The organism is Bradyrhizobium sp. SZCCHNR1053, assembly GCF_032381235.1.
In the GTDB taxonomy this organism is placed as follows: domain Bacteria; phylum Pseudomonadota; class Alphaproteobacteria; order Rhizobiales; family Xanthobacteraceae; genus Bradyrhizobium.
The window spans coordinates 36599-55138 of record NZ_JAUHJM010000012.1 but is presented as its reverse complement, the minus strand read 5'-3'; the positions used below and the strand labels follow the sequence as shown (position 1 = coordinate 55138).

Annotated in this window: 18 protein-coding genes and 1 tRNA gene; 6 read left to right on the top strand and 13 right to left on the bottom strand. The window is 64.7% G+C overall.

Annotation, left to right across the window (positions count from 1 at the left end; genetic code table 11):
* Nucleotides 1-902 precede the first annotated feature (902 nt).
* Nucleotides 903-1322 (top strand): hypothetical protein, encoded by a 420-nt coding sequence (locus tag QX051_RS23955; protein WP_315736167.1) that lies wholly within the window; start codon nucleotides 903-905, stop codon nucleotides 1320-1322.
* Nucleotides 1323-1753: 431 nt separating this feature from the next.
* Here the strand turns inward: QX051_RS23955 and QX051_RS23950 are convergent, their stop codons facing one another.
* Both QX051_RS23950 and QX051_RS23945 read right to left on the bottom strand, forming a co-directional pair.
* The gene (locus QX051_RS23950) at nucleotides 1754-3055 is read right to left on the bottom strand and encodes a hypothetical protein (protein WP_315736168.1); all 1302 of its coding nucleotides are present in this window, start codon (nucleotides 3053-3055) and stop codon (nucleotides 1754-1756) included.
* A 399-nt stretch (nucleotides 3056-3454) separates the two neighbouring features.
* Nucleotides 3455-3539: transfer RNA gene (locus QX051_RS23945), tRNA-Leu, on the bottom strand.
* 173 nt (nucleotides 3540-3712) lie between these two features.
* On the opposite strand from QX051_RS23945, the gene QX051_RS23940 reads away from it, so the two are divergent.
* Nucleotides 3713-4246, top strand: coding sequence for a disulfide bond formation protein B (locus tag QX051_RS23940; RefSeq protein ID WP_315736169.1), 534 nt, complete (start codon nucleotides 3713-3715; stop codon nucleotides 4244-4246).
* On the opposite strand, the gene QX051_RS23935 is transcribed toward QX051_RS23940, so the two are convergent.
* Together QX051_RS23935 and QX051_RS23930 are read right to left on the bottom strand one after the other, a co-directional pair.
* Entirely contained in the window at nucleotides 4243-5328 is a 1086-nt protein-coding gene (locus tag QX051_RS23935; protein WP_315736170.1) for an AbrB family transcriptional regulator, read from the bottom strand. The two genes, QX051_RS23940 and QX051_RS23935, sit on opposite strands and share 4 nt — an antisense overlap.
* A gap of 83 nt (nucleotides 5329-5411) precedes the next feature.
* Nucleotides 5412-5723: a PsiF family protein gene (locus tag QX051_RS23930; RefSeq protein ID WP_315736171.1), complete on the bottom strand. Its 312-nt coding sequence runs from the start codon at nucleotides 5721-5723 to the stop codon at nucleotides 5412-5414.
* A gap of 191 nt (nucleotides 5724-5914) precedes the next feature.
* On the opposite strand from QX051_RS23930, the gene QX051_RS23925 reads away from it, so the two are divergent.
* The 3 genes from QX051_RS23925 to QX051_RS23915 all read left to right on the top strand — a co-directional run bounded on the left by QX051_RS23925 (nucleotide 5915) and on the right by QX051_RS23915 (nucleotide 8051).
* Nucleotides 5915-6400 (top strand): hypothetical protein, encoded by a 486-nt coding sequence (locus QX051_RS23925; RefSeq protein WP_315736172.1) that lies wholly within the window; start codon nucleotides 5915-5917, stop codon nucleotides 6398-6400.
* Between the two features lie 197 nt (nucleotides 6401-6597).
* Nucleotides 6598-7383 (top strand): sulfite exporter TauE/SafE family protein, encoded by a 786-nt coding sequence (locus QX051_RS23920; protein ID WP_315736173.1) that lies wholly within the window; start codon nucleotides 6598-6600, stop codon nucleotides 7381-7383.
* A gap of 5 nt (nucleotides 7384-7388) precedes the next feature.
* Nucleotides 7389-8051 carry a DsbA family protein gene (locus QX051_RS23915; protein ID WP_315736174.1) on the top strand — a complete coding sequence of 221 codons (663 nt, stop codon included), beginning with the start codon at nucleotides 7389-7391 and terminating at the stop codon, nucleotides 8049-8051.
* A gap of 64 nt (nucleotides 8052-8115) precedes the next feature.
* Here QX051_RS23915 and QX051_RS23910 read toward each other — a convergent pair whose 3' ends face one another.
* From QX051_RS23910 to QX051_RS23895, 4 genes are all read right to left on the bottom strand, one after another.
* On the bottom strand, nucleotides 8116-8322 hold the full coding sequence (locus QX051_RS23910) for a hypothetical protein (RefSeq protein ID WP_172111383.1): 207 nt from the start codon (nucleotides 8320-8322) through the stop codon (nucleotides 8116-8118).
* Nucleotides 8323-8413: 91 nt separating this feature from the next.
* On the bottom strand, nucleotides 8414-9235 hold the full coding sequence (locus tag QX051_RS23905) for a hypothetical protein (protein WP_315777814.1): 822 nt from the start codon (nucleotides 9233-9235) through the stop codon (nucleotides 8414-8416).
* A 4-nt stretch (nucleotides 9236-9239) separates the two neighbouring features.
* Entirely contained in the window at nucleotides 9240-10589 is a 1350-nt protein-coding gene (locus QX051_RS23900) for a hypothetical protein (RefSeq protein WP_315777881.1), read from the bottom strand.
* Nucleotides 10590-10745: 156 nt separating this feature from the next.
* Nucleotides 10746-11813, bottom strand: a complete 1068-nt coding sequence (locus QX051_RS23895; protein ID WP_315777813.1) for a phospholipase — start codon at nucleotides 11811-11813, stop codon at nucleotides 10746-10748.
* A 345-nt stretch (nucleotides 11814-12158) separates the two neighbouring features.
* Between QX051_RS23895 and QX051_RS23890 the strand changes: the two genes are divergently transcribed.
* Nucleotides 12159-14093 carry a calcium-binding protein gene (locus QX051_RS23890; protein WP_315777812.1) on the top strand — a complete coding sequence of 645 codons (1935 nt, stop codon included), beginning with the start codon at nucleotides 12159-12161 and terminating at the stop codon, nucleotides 14091-14093.
* A gap of 19 nt (nucleotides 14094-14112) precedes the next feature.
* On the opposite strand, the gene QX051_RS23885 is transcribed toward QX051_RS23890, so the two are convergent.
* The 5 genes from QX051_RS23885 to QX051_RS23865 all read right to left on the bottom strand — a co-directional run bounded on the left by QX051_RS23885 (nucleotide 14113) and on the right by QX051_RS23865 (nucleotide 18518).
* Complete coding sequence (locus QX051_RS23885; RefSeq protein ID WP_315716217.1) at nucleotides 14113-15084, bottom strand: S1C family serine protease; 972 nt, start codon at nucleotides 15082-15084, stop codon at nucleotides 14113-14115.
* A gap of 159 nt (nucleotides 15085-15243) precedes the next feature.
* Nucleotides 15244-15549 (bottom strand): hypothetical protein, encoded by a 306-nt coding sequence (locus QX051_RS23880; RefSeq protein WP_315777811.1) that lies wholly within the window; start codon nucleotides 15547-15549, stop codon nucleotides 15244-15246.
* Nucleotides 15533-16636, bottom strand: coding sequence for a hypothetical protein (locus QX051_RS23875; protein WP_315777810.1), 1104 nt, complete (start codon nucleotides 16634-16636; stop codon nucleotides 15533-15535). The genes QX051_RS23880 and QX051_RS23875 overlap by 17 nt, the downstream gene beginning before the upstream one ends.
* Nucleotides 16633-17076: a DUF4383 domain-containing protein gene (locus QX051_RS23870; RefSeq protein WP_315755918.1), complete on the bottom strand. Its 444-nt coding sequence runs from the start codon at nucleotides 17074-17076 to the stop codon at nucleotides 16633-16635. Before QX051_RS23870 ends, QX051_RS23875 begins: the two co-directional genes overlap by 4 nt.
* On the bottom strand, nucleotides 17073-18518 hold the full coding sequence (locus QX051_RS23865; RefSeq protein WP_315777809.1) for an FAD-binding oxidoreductase: 1446 nt from the start codon (nucleotides 18516-18518) through the stop codon (nucleotides 17073-17075). The genes QX051_RS23870 and QX051_RS23865 overlap by 4 nt, the downstream gene beginning before the upstream one ends.
* Nucleotides 18519-18540 lie beyond the last annotated feature (22 nt).

Genomic DNA, 18540 nt, shown 5'->3' with positions numbered 1-18540 from the left:
ATTCGTAAAAAATGCTTTGCTGAACCCCGGCAGGGCAGCAGTAAGGATCAGCGCAAGAGCGATCACAAAGAGTAAGAACCAAAGCGCCATTTTGAATAGGAATTTTCCAGGCATAGCCGCAAATTACCCGTGGTAGATAAGAGCGACTGCGAGACCCGCTCCTATGGAGATCGACCAGAGCGTAATGTCGGAGTGTCCTAGTCCTGAATCGTACAGAAATATTCTCGTTAAAAGGGTGGTGAGGATGCTGGCAATTGCGCGCTTCATCATCGTCGATGTGGCACCCGTAGGACCCCTCATACCACCGGTCAGAGCTACAAGGGCTAGCAGCGCAAGGACGAGCAGCGCAAAAACTCCGCCTAGGTATTGATAGTCGACCACGGAAGCCCTCTTCGCGCCGAGTGATCTAAATCTACGTTAGATGAAATTGGATTGCCAGAGATTGTGGAGTGGACTTTCTCGGAAACGCCTTCAGCGTATAGGGAGGTGGCATTCTAATCGCGGACCCGCGGACAGAGTTGGTCCGTATGCTCTGCTCTTGGCAGCTCGCAATGTACGCTGCAGAAGGCACCCTTCCCGCGGATTAATTTGCAGAGTGGTGCTTCATTCGAGCTCAAATTCTAGCAAGAGAGATTGGGTCGAGAGACGATAGTCGTCTAAGAGCTTGTTGATTTAATCTCGCGCTGAAGTAGTATCCGGTCTGATTTCACCATTTGATATTTGACAGGTGCGACATGTACCGTCCTTTCTGCAAGAATTGCGGCAGCACCCATGAAGGCCAAAAACTCTACCAATGTGTAAACTGCAAAAAGAACTATTGTGGGGATTGTCTAGACTGGTACTGCAAAAATTGCGGCCAAGAGACATACCCCGGCACGTCCGGCCTGCCATTCGGGGGTAGGATGGGAATCGACGAAGTCGGTTCTATCAAGGATGTGGCCCGGCACGAAAGGCTCAGGCGTGAGCAGGAAGCTTACGACTATCAGCAGGAACAGATTGCATTAGCAGCTCGGCAGCGCGAGTACGAACGAGAGGAGGCCGCAAGAGAAAGTTACTCTCAAGAGGTTGACCGGAAAGGCCTCGGTCCGCTTGGCAATGCCTATAGAGCAATCATTGGACTGGGCGCGTTTGTTGGTTTCGCGGCGGGTATTGTCATCGCTATCAGCGACGGGTTTAATTTTGTCGGTATATTTATTTCGGGATTTATTGTTGCTCTGATCGTCGGCGGCGCGCTGGCACTTGCTGGCGCGATGCTTCTGCGCTTTTGGTGGGTTGTCCTCCTAGGCGGGCTGATTGCGCTATTCTCGGCCATGCGGCACTAGAAAAGTCCCACCTCATTGTCGGGTCGGAGCATGTGCGAGGGAGGCAGTAATCATCTGCACTAGCGTAGGGTCTATAGCTTCGTGCACCAGCTCCTCAATAGTGTCGTACGGTCCTTGCCAGGGCGTCTCTGCTGGGGGAAACTAGAAGTAATACCCTTCGTCTCTTTGCTCGACGTGGAGGGGTAAGACGCCATTGGCGATTTTTCGCATGATGGCTCCTGTGGTGGATTAGCCCTGCCGGTGCTTTGGGGAGTACAGGCCCAGTGGCCCAGCGTTCGTCTCCTCGAAGAATTGGAGTTTGCGTTCGCCACCGCAGACGGGGCAGTCGGCTCGATCCTTGATAATCTTCAGTCGGAGATTGGAATTTGTTGGAAGTGTAGAGTGCGCGTGGTCAAACATGGTGACCGTTATGGCACTGCATCACATCCCGGCTACCGCCTTACATATTTGACAACTTCGACTTCAGCTCGCGTGTTGCCGCACTCGTCGACCGAGAACGAATACATGCCGTGTTGCGTTGCAGTGAACACGCTGTCAGAGCAATCCGAGATAGGTGCACCGTTCAGCAGAATTTGGACGCCTCTACGGTTGCGGACGACCATCTGGTCCGCGTCGTCGAACTGCACGTGCTGCGGTATATACGGTGCAATAGACAGATGAAGTGTGCGAAGCACGGCTAGTGCCGGCTCGCGGCGGCTTGCAGTGGCGCGATCCTTGTTGGCCGGTTTGCGAGGAAAAGTGTCGGCTGTTTTGCGTTTCAATTCGCCAGCATCCCACGCAATAATCTTGACCTTGATCGCTTCGGTGTCGTCACCGGCTGAAGCGACAATCTCGTAGGTGCCGGCGTCTAAATTTAACGGAGCCCACCGACACCAAAAGGTGCCGCGTTGTGTCGGTGCTCGGAGGGGATCGCACTTACGTTCATTCGTGCCCTGGCGCAGCGTGAGCTGGAGTACTGTTTGTGATGGGATTGCATTTTCGAAGTACGCCAACGCTGCAAAGGTCGGTATAGGCGCCATGTACGTATCGTTAATGTCAGTGTCGGATAGTCCGCCACCCGCGGTATCGCGGCCTGTTTTTATGAGCGTGATTTGGGCCGGTGCTACGATGCGTGCTGGCGCTTGTGGTTGAGTGAGAGCGGTTGCAGGCTGCGATACTGTTGGGATCGCTGGCTGAGGAGCATACCGAGGCGCGGGAGCGGGCGTGTTGTTTGACGCCACAACATTATTCGCAGGTGGGCTGCGCAATATAAAGATGGCCCATGCAAAGAAGAGAATGCCGGCAATGACCGCGAAAGTCTTTATTCGTCCTAGAAGCGTTTCAAAAAAATCAACAAACGGATTTTCCGCGTATACATAATTGGCCTGCAACCAACGACCAAACGGCTCTGCTAATTGAACGGCGGCGTTAGCTTCAAGGCGAACATCGTTGATATTTTCAGAAATTCCGGACTGACCGTGTGAGTTCGGATTAGCGTGGCGAAATACGTGGATGAAAAATTGTCGCCCCGATGGTTGTAGGCGCGATTCAATATCTTGATAGATGTCGTTCGTATCCCGGAAGCGAGACTTGGTCTTGTCAGTCCGCTTATTCGTCATTTCTTCGGTTATGGGTATTGAATGGCGCTCGGCAATAAGTCGAGCGGCCAAGTCCGCAAAGCTGCGGATGCTGTTTAGCGAGGACGTGGGATACGTATCAACCTGCTCGACCGCAATGTTGGCGTAGTACGCCATGTCCTCCGGCAAAAAATCAAATGGGCCGGGCATAGTATGCGATATCAACCAAAGGGTTTACAGACCCGTCTATACCCCAAAAGGCGTACGCAAGAAAATAGGCCGCTAGGCGGCCTTGCTGTGCTGCTGCTTGAACTGGTCGAGCAAGTCGGCCCAACGAGCGCGATTGAGCAGCTTGGGCACCTCCCAAGCATCACGCGATCGCCGAACGGATCGCCGTAAGCGTCACTGTAGTAATCGACGCGCCCGTGCATTTCAGCGCCAACCTTGGCCTTGCACCGCGGACAGTCGATGATGAAGGTCGGCATCAAGACCTCGATTGTGATGGCGCGGGGAAGTCGCCCGCCCGCGCCAGTGGGAGCGATCAGCGAGGGCTCACCGAAGAGTAGCAGCGAAGGCTGGTGCCCCTGGCCGGAATCGAACCAGCACTCCTTGCGGAACTCGATTTTGAGTCGAGCGCGTCTACCAGTTCCGCCACAGGGGCATTCGCCGGGCCTGTGCAGGAACCATAGCGAAGCGGGCGGACTATAGCGGGCGGCCGGGCCGGGTCAACCCGCACGGACGTGATGGGCGCGCATCTCGACAGCTTTCGCGAGCCGGAGTAGGAGCCGGAACGGCCCGGCATTGGACCGGATGCAGCCCCGTTCGGGAGGACCGATGACCAATACGTCTGTGATGGCGCGCCCCGCGGCGGGAGCCATGAGCCCGGCGGTGGCGGCGGCGCTGCTCGCGGCCGGCATCGCGGCGGCGGCCTTGGCCGGCGCCTGGTACATGCAGCTGGTCTGGGGCCTGCAGCCCTGCGAGCTCTGCCTGAAGCAGCGCTGGGCCTATTATGCGATCGTGCCGCTCGGGCTGCTGATCGCGCTCGCCGCCAAAGGCGGCGCGCCGCGCGCGCTGGTGCTCGCGGGGCTCGGCGTGGTGGCGCTGGCCGCGCTCGGCAATGCCGGGCTCAGCGTCTATCACTCCGGCGTCGAATGGGGCTTCTGGCCGGGGCCGACCGAATGCACCGGGCCGATCGGCAATCTCGGCAGCGCCGGCAACCTCTTGGAGCGGCTCGACAGCGTCAAGGTCGTACGCTGCGACGAGGTGCAATTCCGCTTCCTCGGCCTGTCGCTCGCCGGCTACAGCGTGCTGATCTCGCTCGCCATCGCCGCCATCGCGGGCTGGGGCATCGCCCGGAAGCGCGCCTAGTCGTCGACATCCTCCTGCGGCCGTCCGAACAAATGGACGATGCCGGGGGTGGCGATCGTGACGAACACGAAGCGCGACAGGTGATGCGCGCCGACGAAGATCGGGTCGATGTGCAGCGTCAGCGCCAGCGCCATCATCGCGTCCATCGCGCCGGGCGCGAACGCGACGATGGTGTCGGAGAAGCGCACATGCGTCACCAGCACGATCACGGTGACGAACAGCGCCGATATCGCCACCGCGATCGCGAACGAGCCCAACGCAGCCCTGATATGGCCGACCAGGGTCTTCACCCGCATCCGGGCGAAGCGGCTGCCGATCAGGGCGCCGATGCCGACCAGCGCCACGCCGCGCATCCATTCCGGCAGGCCGCCCTCGACGAGGCCGGTGCCGTGCAGGACGCCGCTGGCGACCATCGCGCCGAACAGCCAGCTCGCCGGAAACCTGATCAGCTGCATCAGCATCGCCGCGACCAGCGAGGCCACCAGCAGCGCGAGCAGGCCGAGCGGCGAGGCGACGCTCTGGCCGAGCGAGATCGGCGCGGCCGGTGCGACGCCCGCCACCGCCAGCACCAGCGGCAGCGCCGCCGTCAGGATGATCACCCGCAGCGTCTGCACCACGGCGATCGCCGACAGGTCGGCACCGCGCTCGACCGCGAGCATCGTGATCTGCGACAGCGCGCCGGGACTGCCGGCGAGCAGCGCCGAGGTGCGGTCCCAGCCATGGATGCGCTGCAGATAGAGGCTGGAGCCGAAGGTCGAGCAGAACGTCGCGAGCGCCAGGAGGCCGATGGTCACCGGATAGGCGCTGACATGGTTGATCAGCTCGCGCGAGACCACGGCGCCGATCGAGATGCCGAGCAGCAGCAGCACGGTCTGGGTCAGGATCGGCGGCATCGCCAGCGGGCGGCCGGCGATTGCGGCGATCGCGGTCGCGATCATCGCGCCGGATATCAGCCCGCCGGGCAGATGGGCGACGAGGAAGATCAGGCCGCCGGCGGTGCCGAGCACGAGCGTCTCGATCGCGCTCAGGATCTTGGCGCGGCTCGGCAGCTCAAAGGGGAGGGAGGAGATGATCTGGCGCACGGCGCCTTATGCCAAAACCTGCCTGCGCGAACAATTCCCGCCGCTGCGCAGGCGCCATGCGCGCGTGCACCCGCAGGTGCCGGTCATTTCGGCTTCTCCGGCGTCGGCGCGGGAGCGGGCACGGGTGTCGCCGCGGCGGCCGCCGCCGCCTTGTCGCGCTTGCAGGCCGAGCGGAATTTGCCGCGTGCCTTGCCCTTCAGCCCCTGCTCGTCAGCCTCCTTGGAGCAGGCAACGGAAATCGTCCGCCGCGCCGCCTTGTCCAGGCTGGCGAACTTGTCGGTGGCGGCATCGGGCCGCGCCGGCAGCGTCAATCCGGGCTGCGAGCAGGCGGGGCCGGCGGTCCACAGGGTGGCAATTGCGATGGCCGCAATCGCCGCCCGGGCAGTGAATCTCATGCTGAAGTCCTCGAACGAAAGGCACGGCGCGATGTCCGGCGATGCTGAACCCGCAGTGAATGGAATGAGCCGGATCGCCGCGCGACGCAAATTATATTTTCGCGCGGCCACGCTCCCGCCTGCTTTGTCGGTCGCGAGCGTCTCGCTAGAATTACCGTCCCATTCCATCATGCTCCACAGGGAGATCGAGGATGAGTTTTCACGCAAAATCATTGGTTGCTTCGTCACTCGCTACGCTGGCCGTGATCGGGCTCGCGACGTTCGCCGCCGCCCCGGCGAAGGCGCTGACCGCGCAGGAATGCAGCGCCAAGTACAAGCAGGCGAAGGAGGCCGGCACGCTGGGCGGCCAGAAGTGGAACGACTTCCGCAAGGCCCAGTGCGGAAGCGATGCCGCCGCGGCCGCGGCTCCGGCCGCGCCTGCCGCCGAGGCCAAGCCGGCCAAGGCGGCGAAATCCGAAGCCAAGGAGGCCGCTCCCGCGCCGACCGGTCCCGCCGTGTTCCCCAACGCGGTGGACCCGAAATACGCCAAGGAGAAGCCCGGCAAGGCGCGGCTGCAGACCTGCGTCGATCAGTACAATGCCAACAAGGCGACCAACGCCAATGGCGGCCTGAAGTGGATCCAGAAGGGCGGCGGCTACTACAGCGAATGCACCAAGAAGCTGAAGGGCGCTGCCTGATCCGGGCTGACGAGACGTTGCCGGCGGCCGGGGGCATCATGCGTCCGGCCGACGCTTTCGACGCCGCGCATCGCCGCGAGACCGCCGGGCTCGGATCGGCGCCGGTCGCGCGGCGGTTCGCAGCGGTGGCGGCGGCATTGCTGCTCCGGTGATTTTGGGGCTTGCCTTCCTGTGCGGGAAATGACCCTGCTCTCGCCATGATCTCTGCTGTCCAAGGTGTGCTCAGCCTGTTTTGCGGCGCGATGGTCGGGTTCTCGCTCGGCCTCGTCGGCGGCGGCGGCTCGGTGCTCGCGGTGCCGCTGATGGTCTATGTCGTCGGCGTGCCCGAGCCGCACATCGCGATCGGCTCGAGCGCCATCGCGGTCGCCACCAACGCGGCCATCAATCTCGCCAATCATGCGCGCGGCGGCACCGTGATCTGGCCGATCGCGGCGCTGTTCGCAACGGCGGGCATCGTCGGCGCCTTCATCGGCTCGCTGCTCGGCAAGATGGTCGACGGCCAGAAGCTGCTGGCGCTGTTCGCGCTGGTGATGATGGTCATCGCCATGCTGATGCTGAAGACGCGCGCCCGCATCGGCACCCCCGATGTGAAGATGAGCATGGCCAACGTCCCGGCGGTCGTCGGCTTCGGCCTCGCCACCGGCACGCTGTCCGGTTTCTTCGGCATCGGCGGCGGCTTCCTGATCGTGCCGGCGCTGATGGCTGCGACGGGCATGCCGATCATGAATGCGGTCAGCTCGTCGCTGGTCGCGGTGACGACCTTCGGGCTCACCACCGCGGCGAGCTATGCCTGGTCCGGGCTCGTCGCCTGGGATCTCGCCGGACTGTTCATCGCTGGCGGAATCGCCGGAGGTCTTGCCGGCACACGCCTGGCGCGCCATCTCTCCGAACGGCGCGGCGTATTGAACGTGGTGTTTTCCGTCGTGATCGCGGTGGTGGCGCTGTATATGCTGACGCGCAGCCTGCTGCATATCTGGAGCTGACCTCGATGAAGCGCGTCCCCTCGACTGCGATCACCTCCGCCAGCAGCCGGCGTGACGTGTTGACGCTTCTTGGCGCAGGCGCGGCGCTTTCCTTGTGGCCCCGCGACAGTCACGCCGAGGATGCCGACGAGCCCGACGAGGGCGCGGTGCTGCGCGACCCCGACGCGCCGGTGCTCGGCAATCCTTCGGGCGACATCACGATCGTCGAATGGTTCGACTACAATTGCCCGTATTGCCGCAAGCTCGATCCCGAACTGCAGCAGGTCATCCACGATGATGGCAAGGTGCGCTGGGTGCTGAAGGAGTGGCCGATTCTCGGGCCGACTTCGGTAACTGCCGCGCGGATGGCGCTGGCCTGCAAATATCAGGACAAATACGCCAAGGCGCATGAGGCGCTGATCGGCGTCAGCTCGAAGCTCACCGAGCCGCGCATCGACGAATTGCTCGCGGGAGCAGGCGTCGACGTCGACCGCGCCAAGCGCGACCTCGCCGCCAACGCCAAGGCCATCGACGACATGCTGGCGCGCAACGACAAGCAGGCGCGGGGCTTGCGTTTCCGCGGTACGCCGTCCTTCATCGTCGGCAAATTCAGGGTGCCCGGGGTGCTGACCATGGCGCAATTCGAGCAGGTCATCGCCGACGCGCGCAAGGCCAAGGCGGCCAACTGATGGGCAAAGCAAAGGCGCCTCGACCAACGGCCGAGGCGCCTTGAAAACAGCAGCGTCGTGCGCGTTACTTCGACGAGATGCGAACCCAGTCGTCATGCGCGCGGGTCTTGAGTGAATTCCAGCTATCCGCCGCGACGTCCCAGTTCACGATGGTCCGGCGCGTCTGCGCGGTCGGCCCGTTGGCGACCTCGGAAGTTTGCATCGAATCATGGATGTAGACGCCGAACCCCAGGATGAGGGCCCCCAGGATCATTCCCACGAATGTCCGCATGTCATGTTCTCCAGTGTGACGGCCAACAACGCCGCGGTCGAAACTTGGTTCCGCGCTCGCCGCGGTCCCGGTCCGCCGCGATCAAGACAACCTAACTGCGCGATTTTTCAGGCCGCGATTCCGGCAGCGAAGTGACGAGATTGAGCGTTTTCAGCTCGTCGGGCTTGAACGTGAACAGCTGGTCATGCGGCGTCTCCATCGCGTGCACCCAGACCTTCAGATCGATGCCCATCTCGGCGAGGTGGCGCTGGCATCGCGCCGAGATGTTCTGCGCAAGGCTCATGTCGTCGCGGGACCTCACGGCGGTCCCGGACGTGGGGGCTGCGGCGATCTGATGCACGCCGATGATCGCCCGCTCGCCGGCCCGGCGCTCGAGACCGCCGGCGAACACCAGCGGGCACGACGAGGCGCAATATTTTCCCGCCTCCACTTCGGTTGCGAATTTCCGCGCGCGGATCAGTCGCCCCATCGCCAGCGCGTCGGCGACGGAGCCGCCGGGCGAGTTCAGCACGATCGTCCTGATATATTCGCCATGACGTTCGACTGCGTCCGCAAAGCTGCGCGCGCTGCCGGGTGTGATCGTGCCGGTCGCGAACAGCCGGCCGCCGCCGCGCAGCTCGAACTGAATCGGCTGCTGCAAGGCCCGATCGCCCTGCGGCAGCGGCATCAGCCGCTTCATCAGGGGCGCCAGCAAGGACGGTGATTCGGCCGGCAGGTCCGGCGCCTCCCGCCGAATGTCGAGCTGAGGCGGGGCTGCATCCGATGGCACCTGCGGAGCATTCAACTCGAGCAGGTCCGCCGCGAGAACCGCGACGGTGACGACGAGAACGCTGCGGAAGACCCAACGCAGAATGCTCTCGTCGGGATTGCCCGCGAGCCAGGCATGGACGCGTCGGTTCAGCGCCGAAGCCACGGGACTACTTTCCGATTCGTGCCGACGACAGCAACGTCACGTTCTCATCCGCCGCGGCCGGCGCCGGCTCAATGGCCGGTGCAGCAGGCGCTTCCGTGGGCGTTTCGGCTGGCCGTCGCTCGGCCGCCCGCCTGGCGTCCTCGACCTCGCGCGCAATCCGCAATGCGGTGACGAGATCGGCGGCCGTCAGGCTGGAGGCGCTCACGGCGGGCAGGCCCTCGCGGCGGATGGCGGCATGGACGACGCAGAGGATCAGCACCAGCACCGCCGGCATCAGGTCGATCGAGATTGCGCCGGCCCAGCTCGGGATGAAGTCGCCAGCGTAGCGCAGCACGGCTTCAGCGGGCGACAGCGTCTGGAACCGGGTCGGCTCGATGCGCGGCAGCGCCAGGATCTTGTCGGCGGCGTCGGCGAGCGAGGCGGCCTGCGTGGCGATCGCGCCCTCCACCTTGCCGACGACGGCGGTCTGGCGCTCGGCCAGGTCGCCGCTGCGTCCGCCTGCGGCGGGCGCGATGAATCCGGCCGAAAGCGACGTCGCGGCGCGCCTCACCGCAGGTGCCACCGACGTCTGCTGCAGATTGGCGATCACGCCCATCAGGTTCAACGACTCCGTGGCGAAGGCATCGCTGCGCGTTGCGATCGGGCCGCGGTCGGAGATCAGCTCGCGCATCTTGGCGAGGCTCTTGCCGCCCTGCTCGTAGAGAGCAGAGACGCGCTTGCCGGACTCCTGGACCTGCTGGCCCAGTCCGTCGAGCTGCGTCGACATCTGCGCGAGAAGCTGGACCACGGTGCCAGATCCGGAGGTGCCGGTCAGCGAGCCCGCGCGTTCGGCGTCCGCCAGCTTGGCGAAGCGGGAGGAGGCGAGCTGGATATCGGGCAGCAGGCTTTGCGCAGCGATGGCCTGGCTATTGGCCCTGTCGAGGTCGCGCGTGTAGTTCTGCACGGTGATGGCGAGATGCTGCTGGATCGCCGCGGCGCCGGCCAGGGCAGACGCATTCAGCCAGGACGACATCGCGACGATCATCAGCGAGCCCAGCAGCATGCAGCCGGCCATCATCAAACGCCCCATCGCGCTGGTGACGTGCGGCATGAACTGCATCATGAACACCCAGAAGGCGTAGATGCCGACCGAGACCGCGACGGAGTAGATGACCGCCGCAAAGAACACCGTGGTCGGACTGCCGTTGAGCAGTTCGCGGACGCCAAGATAGGTGTAGACGCCGGCGGCCAGCGCCAGGATCGCGGTCGTGAGCTTGAGCGTCACCTCGAGACGGTTGACGCCATTGGCAAGCACGACGGAGGTGGAGGAGCGGGCGGACGAGACTTGCGCGACGGACGCGGCAGGCGAGGGCATCAGCGGCGAGGGCATGAGCAGACCTTCGGCGGCGTCATGGCCGCCCGTGTGCAGCGCCCCCGCTGTATGACCGAGCAGGACCAATGCGGACAAAATCCGCCGACATTGTGTCGGCGGCATTGCCGATCAGCCATGTCGTAGCAAGGAGAGGCAAGCTCAGCGCAACAGCCAGCGCAGCAGCTCGACATTGGCCTCGCGCGGATAGCAATGGCTGAGATCGTCGATCTCGCGATAGGCGACGTCGGCGCCGGCCTTGGCCAGGGCGTCGGCCGTATGCCGCGCGATCTCGACCGGGAACATCCAGTCGAGCCGGCCGTGCACGATCTGGATCGGCAGGCCGCGCAGACGGTCCCGGTCGGCGATCTCCGCCATCAGGGGATGGAACGTCGCGGCCACCGGCGCAAGATGCGTGAACGGCGAGCCTGCGGCCAATCCGCTGACGTAGCAGAACGTGCCACCGTCGCTCATCCCGGTCAGGAGCATGCGGGCGGGATCGATCGCGACGCGGCTGCGGACGAGGTCGAGAATGCGCAGGAGGTTCGGCGTATCGGCGTCGTCGCCCATCAGCGCCCAGGTCGGTCCTGCCGCGGTGGGGGCGATCAGGATGGCGCCGAGGCTGCGCGCGGCGCGCAGCCAGCTCCAGAGAAAGTCGCGGCCGTTGCCGCTGCCGCCATGCAGCGCCATGACCAGCGGCCAAGCCCTGTCCGCCGTGTAGTATTCCGGCACATACAGCGAAAAGCCGCCGCGATTGCCGATCTCGTTATGGTCGTGAAACACTGTGTCCTTGCCTGCAGAGGACGCGGCCAGCAACTGGCGCAGCCCGTTGTCGCCATCGACGGCGGGATCGAGGAAGAATTCGCTCAGCGGCGGCAGCGTCGCTGCCAGTGGAAACAGCGCCTCGAGTGCGCGTGGCAATTGACGAAGGGCCCTGAACACATCGACCAGGTCGCCCTCACCGCGCTGAACGGCGCGCAGGCCGGCAAACGACATCAGCGCGGCGTCCGCCGCGGTGTCGAAGGCGATACGGATATGGGCGAAGTCCGCCGGCCACGACGTGAGATGAATCCGCGCCGTGTGCAGCGTCCGCTCGGGATCGCCGACATCAGCCATCACGCGATCGAAATCCGGCGGGTTCAGGTGGCGCGCGACGTAGGACAGGGCTTCGAGCGTCTGCAGCAGTGGCGGCAACACGATGAGAATGTCATCCACCACGGCATCCGTCATGCAGGTCTCCTTGGTACGCGGGTCTGGCTGTCTCGTCTGCTTGCCGGCGAGCGCGGTCATGCAACGCAAAATCGGACGTCCGGGCAATGACCATTTTCCGAACGCGTGTTCGCTCCGCGAAGCTACAATCTCGCGATGCGGCTCCTGCAAGTCAACACAGCGCGGAGGCTGCCATCGCGCGCGGCAGGTGAGTTGCGCGCGAATACACGCGGAGACGATAGTTGGTTGACAAAATCCGGGCGCGATGTCGCACTTGGTGAGAGCCGGCGGCGCAGCGGAGGGTTCCTCGTGGATCACCGCCCTGGGTCAAAACTGCCGATCGGTTGCCGAGGGGGGATTCGCATCATGACCAAGTCGCCGTCGGCCGCGTTGATCAACGCGGTGCTCGCCATGGACGTCTACAACAGAGGCGTCAACCCGACGCTTGTGGTCAATTTCAGTCGCATCGGGAGCTATGAGCTGGTGGCGGCGAGCGTGACCTCGACCGCCGACAATTTCGAGGCCGCGACCTATCAGCTCGCGGGCGATCCATCGACACGGATCATTTCGTTTCGCGGCACCGACAGTCTCGCCGACGTGCCGTCGTGGCTTGGCGGCGCCGGTCTGACCGGCTGGCCGACGCAGTTCCCGGATGCGGAAGCCTACTACAAGAAATGGGCGACATCGAACGTCTCGCTGACCGGCCATTCGTTGGGCGGCGGACTTGCCGGCTACATCGCTGCGCTCAACGACAAGGTGGTCTACGCCTACGACGCGATGCCGTTCGAGTTCGCCGCCGAGGTCCGTTACGATCAGCTGCACGGCTTCTGGGGCGCGCTGACGTCGCACCCCGTCGAGCGCTATTCCGACATCCACATGGTCTCCGTCGCCGGCGAGATCCTGCAATATGTCCGAGCCGCGGCGCCCGTGCTGGAAGCGCCCCTGGCGTTGCTGCAGCTCGGACCGGTCGCCGGCGCGCTCGCCATCGCACATGCTGCGATCGGCATCTCGTCCGAGCAGAAGACCGTGCTCGGCGCGGGCACGGATCTCGGTCTGGATCCGGTCAGCCTGCACTCGATCGCGCTGCTGACGATGATGCAGTGGGCGAGTGACAACGGTGCCCAGGATTGGAAGAAGGCGGCGGCTGTGCTGCTGGCGCCGCTGCAGGATGACGCGATTGCTTCGGCCGTCGGCATTCCCGCGGCCGGTGTGAGCGGGGAAGGCGCGCCGTCCGACAAGATGAAGGACATGATCGCCTATTCGACGGTGACCGACGCCAGCGGCTACGGCAACAGCGCCGTGCAGGCCCTGTTCAACGGCGGTGGCGTGCTCGGCAACAGTGTGACTGCAACCTCGGCTGCGACCTATCTGAAAGATGGCGGGGTCGAGAAGGCGCTGGCCGAGATCGTGGTCGAGTATTCGGCGCTGCTGGCGCAGAACCATGACGAGGTGATGTCGACGACGCCCGGCCTGATCGGCCACGAGCACGGCATCCTCTATCAGGACACGGCCAAGAACCTGCTGGTCGCCGACCTGTCATCCGATCTGTGGTCGCGCTGGGACACGGGATCGGCGGTCGACATCCTGGGCAAGGTCGCGCTCATCGATGCCGTTGCCAGCTTCGACGGCGAGGATGCTGGCCTGATCGACATGGCGATCGGCGTGCTCTGGGGCGGCAAGACCGACAATCTCGACTGGCTCAGCGCAGCCTTGAGCGACGCGGCGACAACGGTGACGATCGATCCAGTGTCGGGCGCGACCATTGCTGCAACCGATGGTGCGCTGCTGATCGCGGGCGGCGGCAACGACATGCTGTTCGGGACCGCCAACGACGATCTGCTGATCGGCGGTCTGGGCAGTGACGTGCTGCAGGGCGGGGCCGGCGACAACATCCTGGTTGGCGGCGTCGGCGCCACCTATGTCTACGCGCCCGGTGACGGCAACGACGTCATCATCAATGGCGTCGCGTCGCTGGCGAAGCCGACCGGCACGCTCGATTTCGGCACCGCCTATACGGCCGACAATTTCTGGTTCGTCAAATCGGGCAACGATCTCGAGATCGACATTCTCGGCACCCATCAGCAGGTCACGGTGGCCGACTGGTTCCTTGGCGGCTCCTATCAGCTGCAGGAGATCAAGGCCGGCGGTCTCGAGATCGATACGCACGTTTCGCAGCTCGTGCAGGCCATGGCGACCTACGCCCAGGCGCATCCGGGTTTCGATCCCACGGTGGCATCACAGTTGCCGACGGATGCGCAACTGCACGACCAGATCGCGGCGGCCTGGCACGTCAACGCGTGAACGCAGGCCCGCGGCCGCCTCAGTGCAGCCGCGGGGCCTTGAGCAGCTTGGCGCGGTCGGTCGAGGCGATCGTGACGTCGAAGGTGACGCCCTCATGGTGCACCGTCAGCGGCACGTCGACGCCGGCTGCGCCGAGCGCCCAGAGCTTGCGATAGAACTCGCTCTGGCTCGTCACCTTGTCGCCGTTGATCCCGAGGATCACGTCGCCCGCCTTGAGCTCGGCGCGGGCCGCGGGACCGTTGTCGGAGACGCCGATCACGACGACGCGATCGTCGACCTCGGTCGCGTACATGCCGAGCCAGGGGCGCGCCGGCTTGTTGACGCGGCCGAAGCGCCTGAGATCATCGATGATCGGCTTCAACAGATCGATCGGCACGATCATGTTGACGTGCTCGTCCTTGCTGTCGCGCTCGCGCTCCAGCTGCAGCGACCCGATGCCGATCAGCTCGCCCTTGGCCGAGAGCAGGCCGGTGCCGCCCCAATTCGGATGGGCGGGGTGGGTGAAGATCGCCTCGTCCAGCAGATATTCCCAATAGCCGGCGAATTCCTGCTTGGCGATGATCTGGCTCGCGACCGATCGCGTCCGCCCACCGGCGCCGCCGAGCACGACATGATCGCCGACCTTGGTAGCGGCCGACGAGCCGAGCGGCAGCGCCGGCAGGTCGAGCGACCCGAGCGCCTGTACCAGGCCGAAGCCGGTGGTGAAGTCGAAGCCGAGCACATGGCCTTCGACCACGCGTCCGTCATTGGGGTGCAGCCAGACGGATTCGGCCTCGGTGATCAGGTAGCCGATGGTCAGCACCAGCCCGTCGTCGATGACGACGGCATTGCCGGCGCGCTCGGTCCCCAGCGTTTCCGCGCTGAAGGCGTCGGACGGAATGATGGCATGCAGGCCCACGATCGAGGACAGGGCTTGATCAAGATCATATTGATAGTCTTCGGCGCGAGGCTGGAAGGCAGACGGCACTTTCCATTCGGTCAAAGAAGGCATTTCGTTCTCCTGCTCTGTCGATACCCCCGGGTGCATCGACCAAGCTTCTGCTTCGTGTCGCGTGACGGCCACAGCGTGAACGCGAGCTTAACATCTTTGGGCGTCGGCGCCAGTTCCGAGGGCTCCGCGTTCGCGCGAGGAGGAACTGCGCTTCACCGACTACCCGCGGCCGCAGCCCCTGCCGATCAGGGGCCAGACCAGCCACGCGCCGGCGGCGTAGAGGCTGCCGACCGTGGCGGCTCCCGTTCTGGCCGCGAGGTGGAAACGCCCGGCGTCGAGCAAGGCTCCATCGGCGGTAACGATCGCGGGGATCACACGGTCTGGCGGACCGAACACGACCACCGCATCCGGCTTGATCACCAGCGCCATGGCAGCCATGCCCGCAAACCAGGCGAAGGCAACTGCCAGCACGCCCTTCACGGGAACGGCGCGGGATCGGGGATGCTGGTCAGTAGTCGTAGGCATGCTCGAACGTATATCCCGCGGCTTCGAAACGGGTGATGTCCTGAACCAGTGACCGGACCGGCACGTCGACACCGATGCGACGGGCACCGGGACGGGACTGGATCGGCACGCTGAATATAGGCAGCCCGTCGAAAGCTGCCAGCCGTCCGTCGCCGGGCGGGACCACGATCGTGACCAGGATGCGGTGGTTGCCTGCGATTTCGCCGAGCGAAGCACCGCCATGACGGCCGAGCTCCTTGGCGAAAGAATCGAATTTGGCGTAGCGCTCGGTCTCGACCAGCACGCCCTTCATACCTTTGGAATCCGTGACCTCGCGGATCACCTTCACGCCCGGAATGACTGCAAGCTCGGCGGCGGGCAGGCCGGTGACGACGCTCTGGATGGTCAGCACGGCCGGATCGTAGCCCGCCGCATAGCCGATGACGGCCGCATAGGTGGCGCGCCCTGCATATTGCAGGCTGAGCGAAACGCGCCGCTCCATCGCGCGGAACGACGGCACGAAGGGCGTCTCGCGCCAGAACTCACCGAGCTTGGCGGCGAAGGGATACCGATACCAGGGGGTCTGGTACAGGAACGCGGCGTAGTCCTTCAGCAGGGCAAGGTTGAAGGCGTCCTCTGCCGTCTTGACGCCGTTCGTGGTCTCCCAGCTGATCGCTCCGATGCTCTTCTCGTAAGCGCCCTGCAGCGCCATCTCGGCGGTGAAGCTGAAGCCGATGATGTAGTTCGTCAGCTTCTGATCCGAGGTGGCGGGTCCGGAGCCCGCGGCCTGCCGCGTGGCGCGGCACAGGCTGCGCCAGAAGCCGGAGATGCTCGACAAATAGTGGAAGTCCGATTCCGATGCCTGCCCGGTCACCGCAGCGAGGTCGGCATAGGCGTGGACGATGTACCATTCCGGAAAGGTCAGGAAGCTGTCACCCTGCGATCGCGCATAAGCGGGATCGGTGATGCCGAACTCCGAGGTCACGGCGGGTGTCGGTACGTCGGCGACGCAGACCGTCTCGACGCTGATCGCGGTGGCGGCGATGCCGATCGCGGCGGCCGCGACGAGGGCGCCGGCGAGATACAGCGCTTTGCGACGCAGGCTCATGCGACGGCGGCCTGCGTGCGCCACGGCGACCAGCCGACAGCGATGCCGATCGCGCCGAGTGCGAGATGCGGCAGGCTGGAGAGAACCCTCACGAGCCACGAGGTGTTGCGGATGCCGTCGATGACGATCGAGAGGTCGAGATAGCCCGAGCCGGTGAACACGCCCATCACGCCGTCGAGGAAGTACAGCGTGCCGAACACGCGCAGGAAGAACAGCGCGCTGCGGCGGGTCAGCATCGCCGCCAGCGCCCACAGGCCGGAGACGACATGCAGCGCATCCTTGTAGATGTCGAGCTGGAACAGGCCGAACACGCGGCCCTGCGCATCGATGAAGGCCGGGATGTAGTCGGTCGCGGCGGCGAACAGGAGCGCCATGGCGAGCGCCAGCGCGGCGATGCGGTAGCGGTCCAATGCGAAGCCGTCTGCTGCTGATGTATTCATGCGAAGTAGGCGTCCCACATCGCGTTGCGGAACAGGAGGTTCGGATCATACTGCCGCTTGGCGGCGACGAAGCGCGCGGCGGCCGGATAGGCCTTCTCGACCTGGTCGCGGCGGGCGTGCAGACGATAGGGCAGATAGAACGCGCCGCCAATCGCGGTGATGCGGTCGATCAGCGCCTCCGTCGTCCGCAGCATGTCGATCTCGCCTTCGGGCGAGGTGGCCTGTGAGAACGACATCACGGCCGCTATGCGGCGCACCGGCGCGATCGTGAGCGCGGGTGTCCTGTCCTCGGCGACGTAGCGCAGGGTGACGTTGAGAAATTCGGCGCGCGCCTTGGGAATGATCTCGCGGCAGGCGGCGAGGAAGTCGCCGAACCGCTCCGGCGCCACGAAATATTCATGCAGGATGTCGGTGCGGTGCATGTCCTTCTGCGCCAGATTGGCGACCGGCTCGGCCATCAACGAGTTGCGGGTGTAGCGGCTGTCGGAGATGGCGGGGCCGAGCCGCGTCTCCATGAACCAGCGCAGGCCCTTGGCGACCTCCCAGCCGGTCTGGGCGCGATAGATCGTGTTGGCGACGCCGGTGAGATTGCCGGAGCTCACTGCCGCGGGCAGGGTCGCGGGGGCATCGGGGGCGGGTCGGAAGGTGACGAGCAGGGCGTCGTCGAAGAACGCCTTGCGCGACACCGACATCCGGCCATAGGCCATCTTCACATTGGCGTCGCCGTCGATGCTCTGCGTGAACTTCGCCGCGAACGTCTCCGGCGCCATGCGCTCGAAGCGCGGCTCGAGCAGCAGGTTCGGCACCATCTCGACCTCGAGATCGACGATGATGCCGAACAGGCCGTAGCCGCCCATCGCAAGGCCGAACAGCTCGGCATTCTCGTTGCGCGAGCACTGCACCAAGGTGCCGTCGGCAAGCAGCATGCGGATCGACTTCACCGTGGAGCCGAACGGGCCGTACGGCACCGGCCAGCCATGGGCATTGACGCAGAACGTGCTGCCGACGCCGAAATCGCTGTTCGACTGCATCACCGCCGGCGAGAAGCCTTTGGGATCGAGCGCGGCGATCACGTTCCACCAGCGGTTGCCGGCCGCGGTCCGATAGGTCTTCGCCGCCGTGTCGAGCTCGATCGCGCCGCCGTCGAGCGTGATCGCGGTGCCGTCGCGCGGCAGGCTCTGGCCGCCCATCGAATGCCGGGCCACGGCCGCGGTCACCGGGCGTTTCGCGGCCGCAGCCTCCTTCAGCTCGGCGCGCAGCCGCGCGATCAGATCGTCGGTCGTGGGCTTGCTGATCACCACGTGCCTGGCGACCGGCGTCGGGTTGAGCCGGCTGGCATCGTTGAGGATGGTGCGCAGCTCGGCACGCGCCCGCGGCATCCGCGCAAAGGGCAGCGCCGCGGCCGTACCCGCGGTGCGCAGAAACCGTCGTCTCGACATCATGGCGCGGAGTCTCCTTCCCTCA

Excerpts from the sequence above, each read along its gene's own strand:
- QX051_RS23955 (WP_315736167.1), top strand. The coding sequence starts at position 903 with ATGGGAATCGACGAAGTCGGTTCTATCAAGGATGTGGCCCGGCACGAA.
- QX051_RS23950 (WP_315736168.1), bottom strand. The coding sequence starts at position 3,055 with ATGGCGTACTACGCCAACATTGCGGTCGAGCAGGTTGATACGTATCCC.
- QX051_RS23940 (WP_315736169.1), top strand. The coding sequence starts at position 3,713 with ATGACCAATACGTCTGTGATGGCGCGCCCCGCGGCGGGAGCCATGAGC.
- QX051_RS23930 (WP_315736171.1), bottom strand. The coding sequence starts at position 5,723 with ATGAGATTCACTGCCCGGGCGGCGATTGCGGCCATCGCAATTGCCACC.
- QX051_RS23925 (WP_315736172.1), top strand. The coding sequence starts at position 5,915 with ATGAGTTTTCACGCAAAATCATTGGTTGCTTCGTCACTCGCTACGCTG.
- QX051_RS23920 (WP_315736173.1), top strand. The coding sequence starts at position 6,598 with ATGATCTCTGCTGTCCAAGGTGTGCTCAGCCTGTTTTGCGGCGCGATG.
- QX051_RS23915 (WP_315736174.1), top strand. The coding sequence starts at position 7,389 with ATGAAGCGCGTCCCCTCGACTGCGATCACCTCCGCCAGCAGCCGGCGT.
- QX051_RS23910 (WP_172111383.1), bottom strand. The coding sequence starts at position 8,322 with ATGCGGACATTCGTGGGAATGATCCTGGGGGCCCTCATCCTGGGGTTC.
- QX051_RS23900 (WP_315777881.1), bottom strand. The coding sequence starts at position 10,589 with ATGCCCTCGCCTGCCGCGTCCGTCGCGCAAGTCTCGTCCGCCCGCTCC.
- QX051_RS23895 (WP_315777813.1), bottom strand. The coding sequence starts at position 11,813 with ATGACGGATGCCGTGGTGGATGACATTCTCATCGTGTTGCCGCCACTG.
- QX051_RS23890 (WP_315777812.1), top strand. The coding sequence starts at position 12,159 with ATGACCAAGTCGCCGTCGGCCGCGTTGATCAACGCGGTGCTCGCCATG.
- QX051_RS23885 (WP_315716217.1), bottom strand. The coding sequence starts at position 15,084 with ATGCCTTCTTTGACCGAATGGAAAGTGCCGTCTGCCTTCCAGCCTCGC.
- QX051_RS23880 (WP_315777811.1), bottom strand. The coding sequence starts at position 15,549 with ATGCCTACGACTACTGACCAGCATCCCCGATCCCGCGCCGTTCCCGTG.
- QX051_RS23875 (WP_315777810.1), bottom strand. The coding sequence starts at position 16,636 with ATGAGCCTGCGTCGCAAAGCGCTGTATCTCGCCGGCGCCCTCGTCGCG.
- QX051_RS23870 (WP_315755918.1), bottom strand. The coding sequence starts at position 17,076 with ATGAATACATCAGCAGCAGACGGCTTCGCATTGGACCGCTACCGCATC.
- QX051_RS23865 (WP_315777809.1), bottom strand. The coding sequence starts at position 18,518 with ATGATGTCGAGACGACGGTTTCTGCGCACCGCGGGTACGGCCGCGGCG.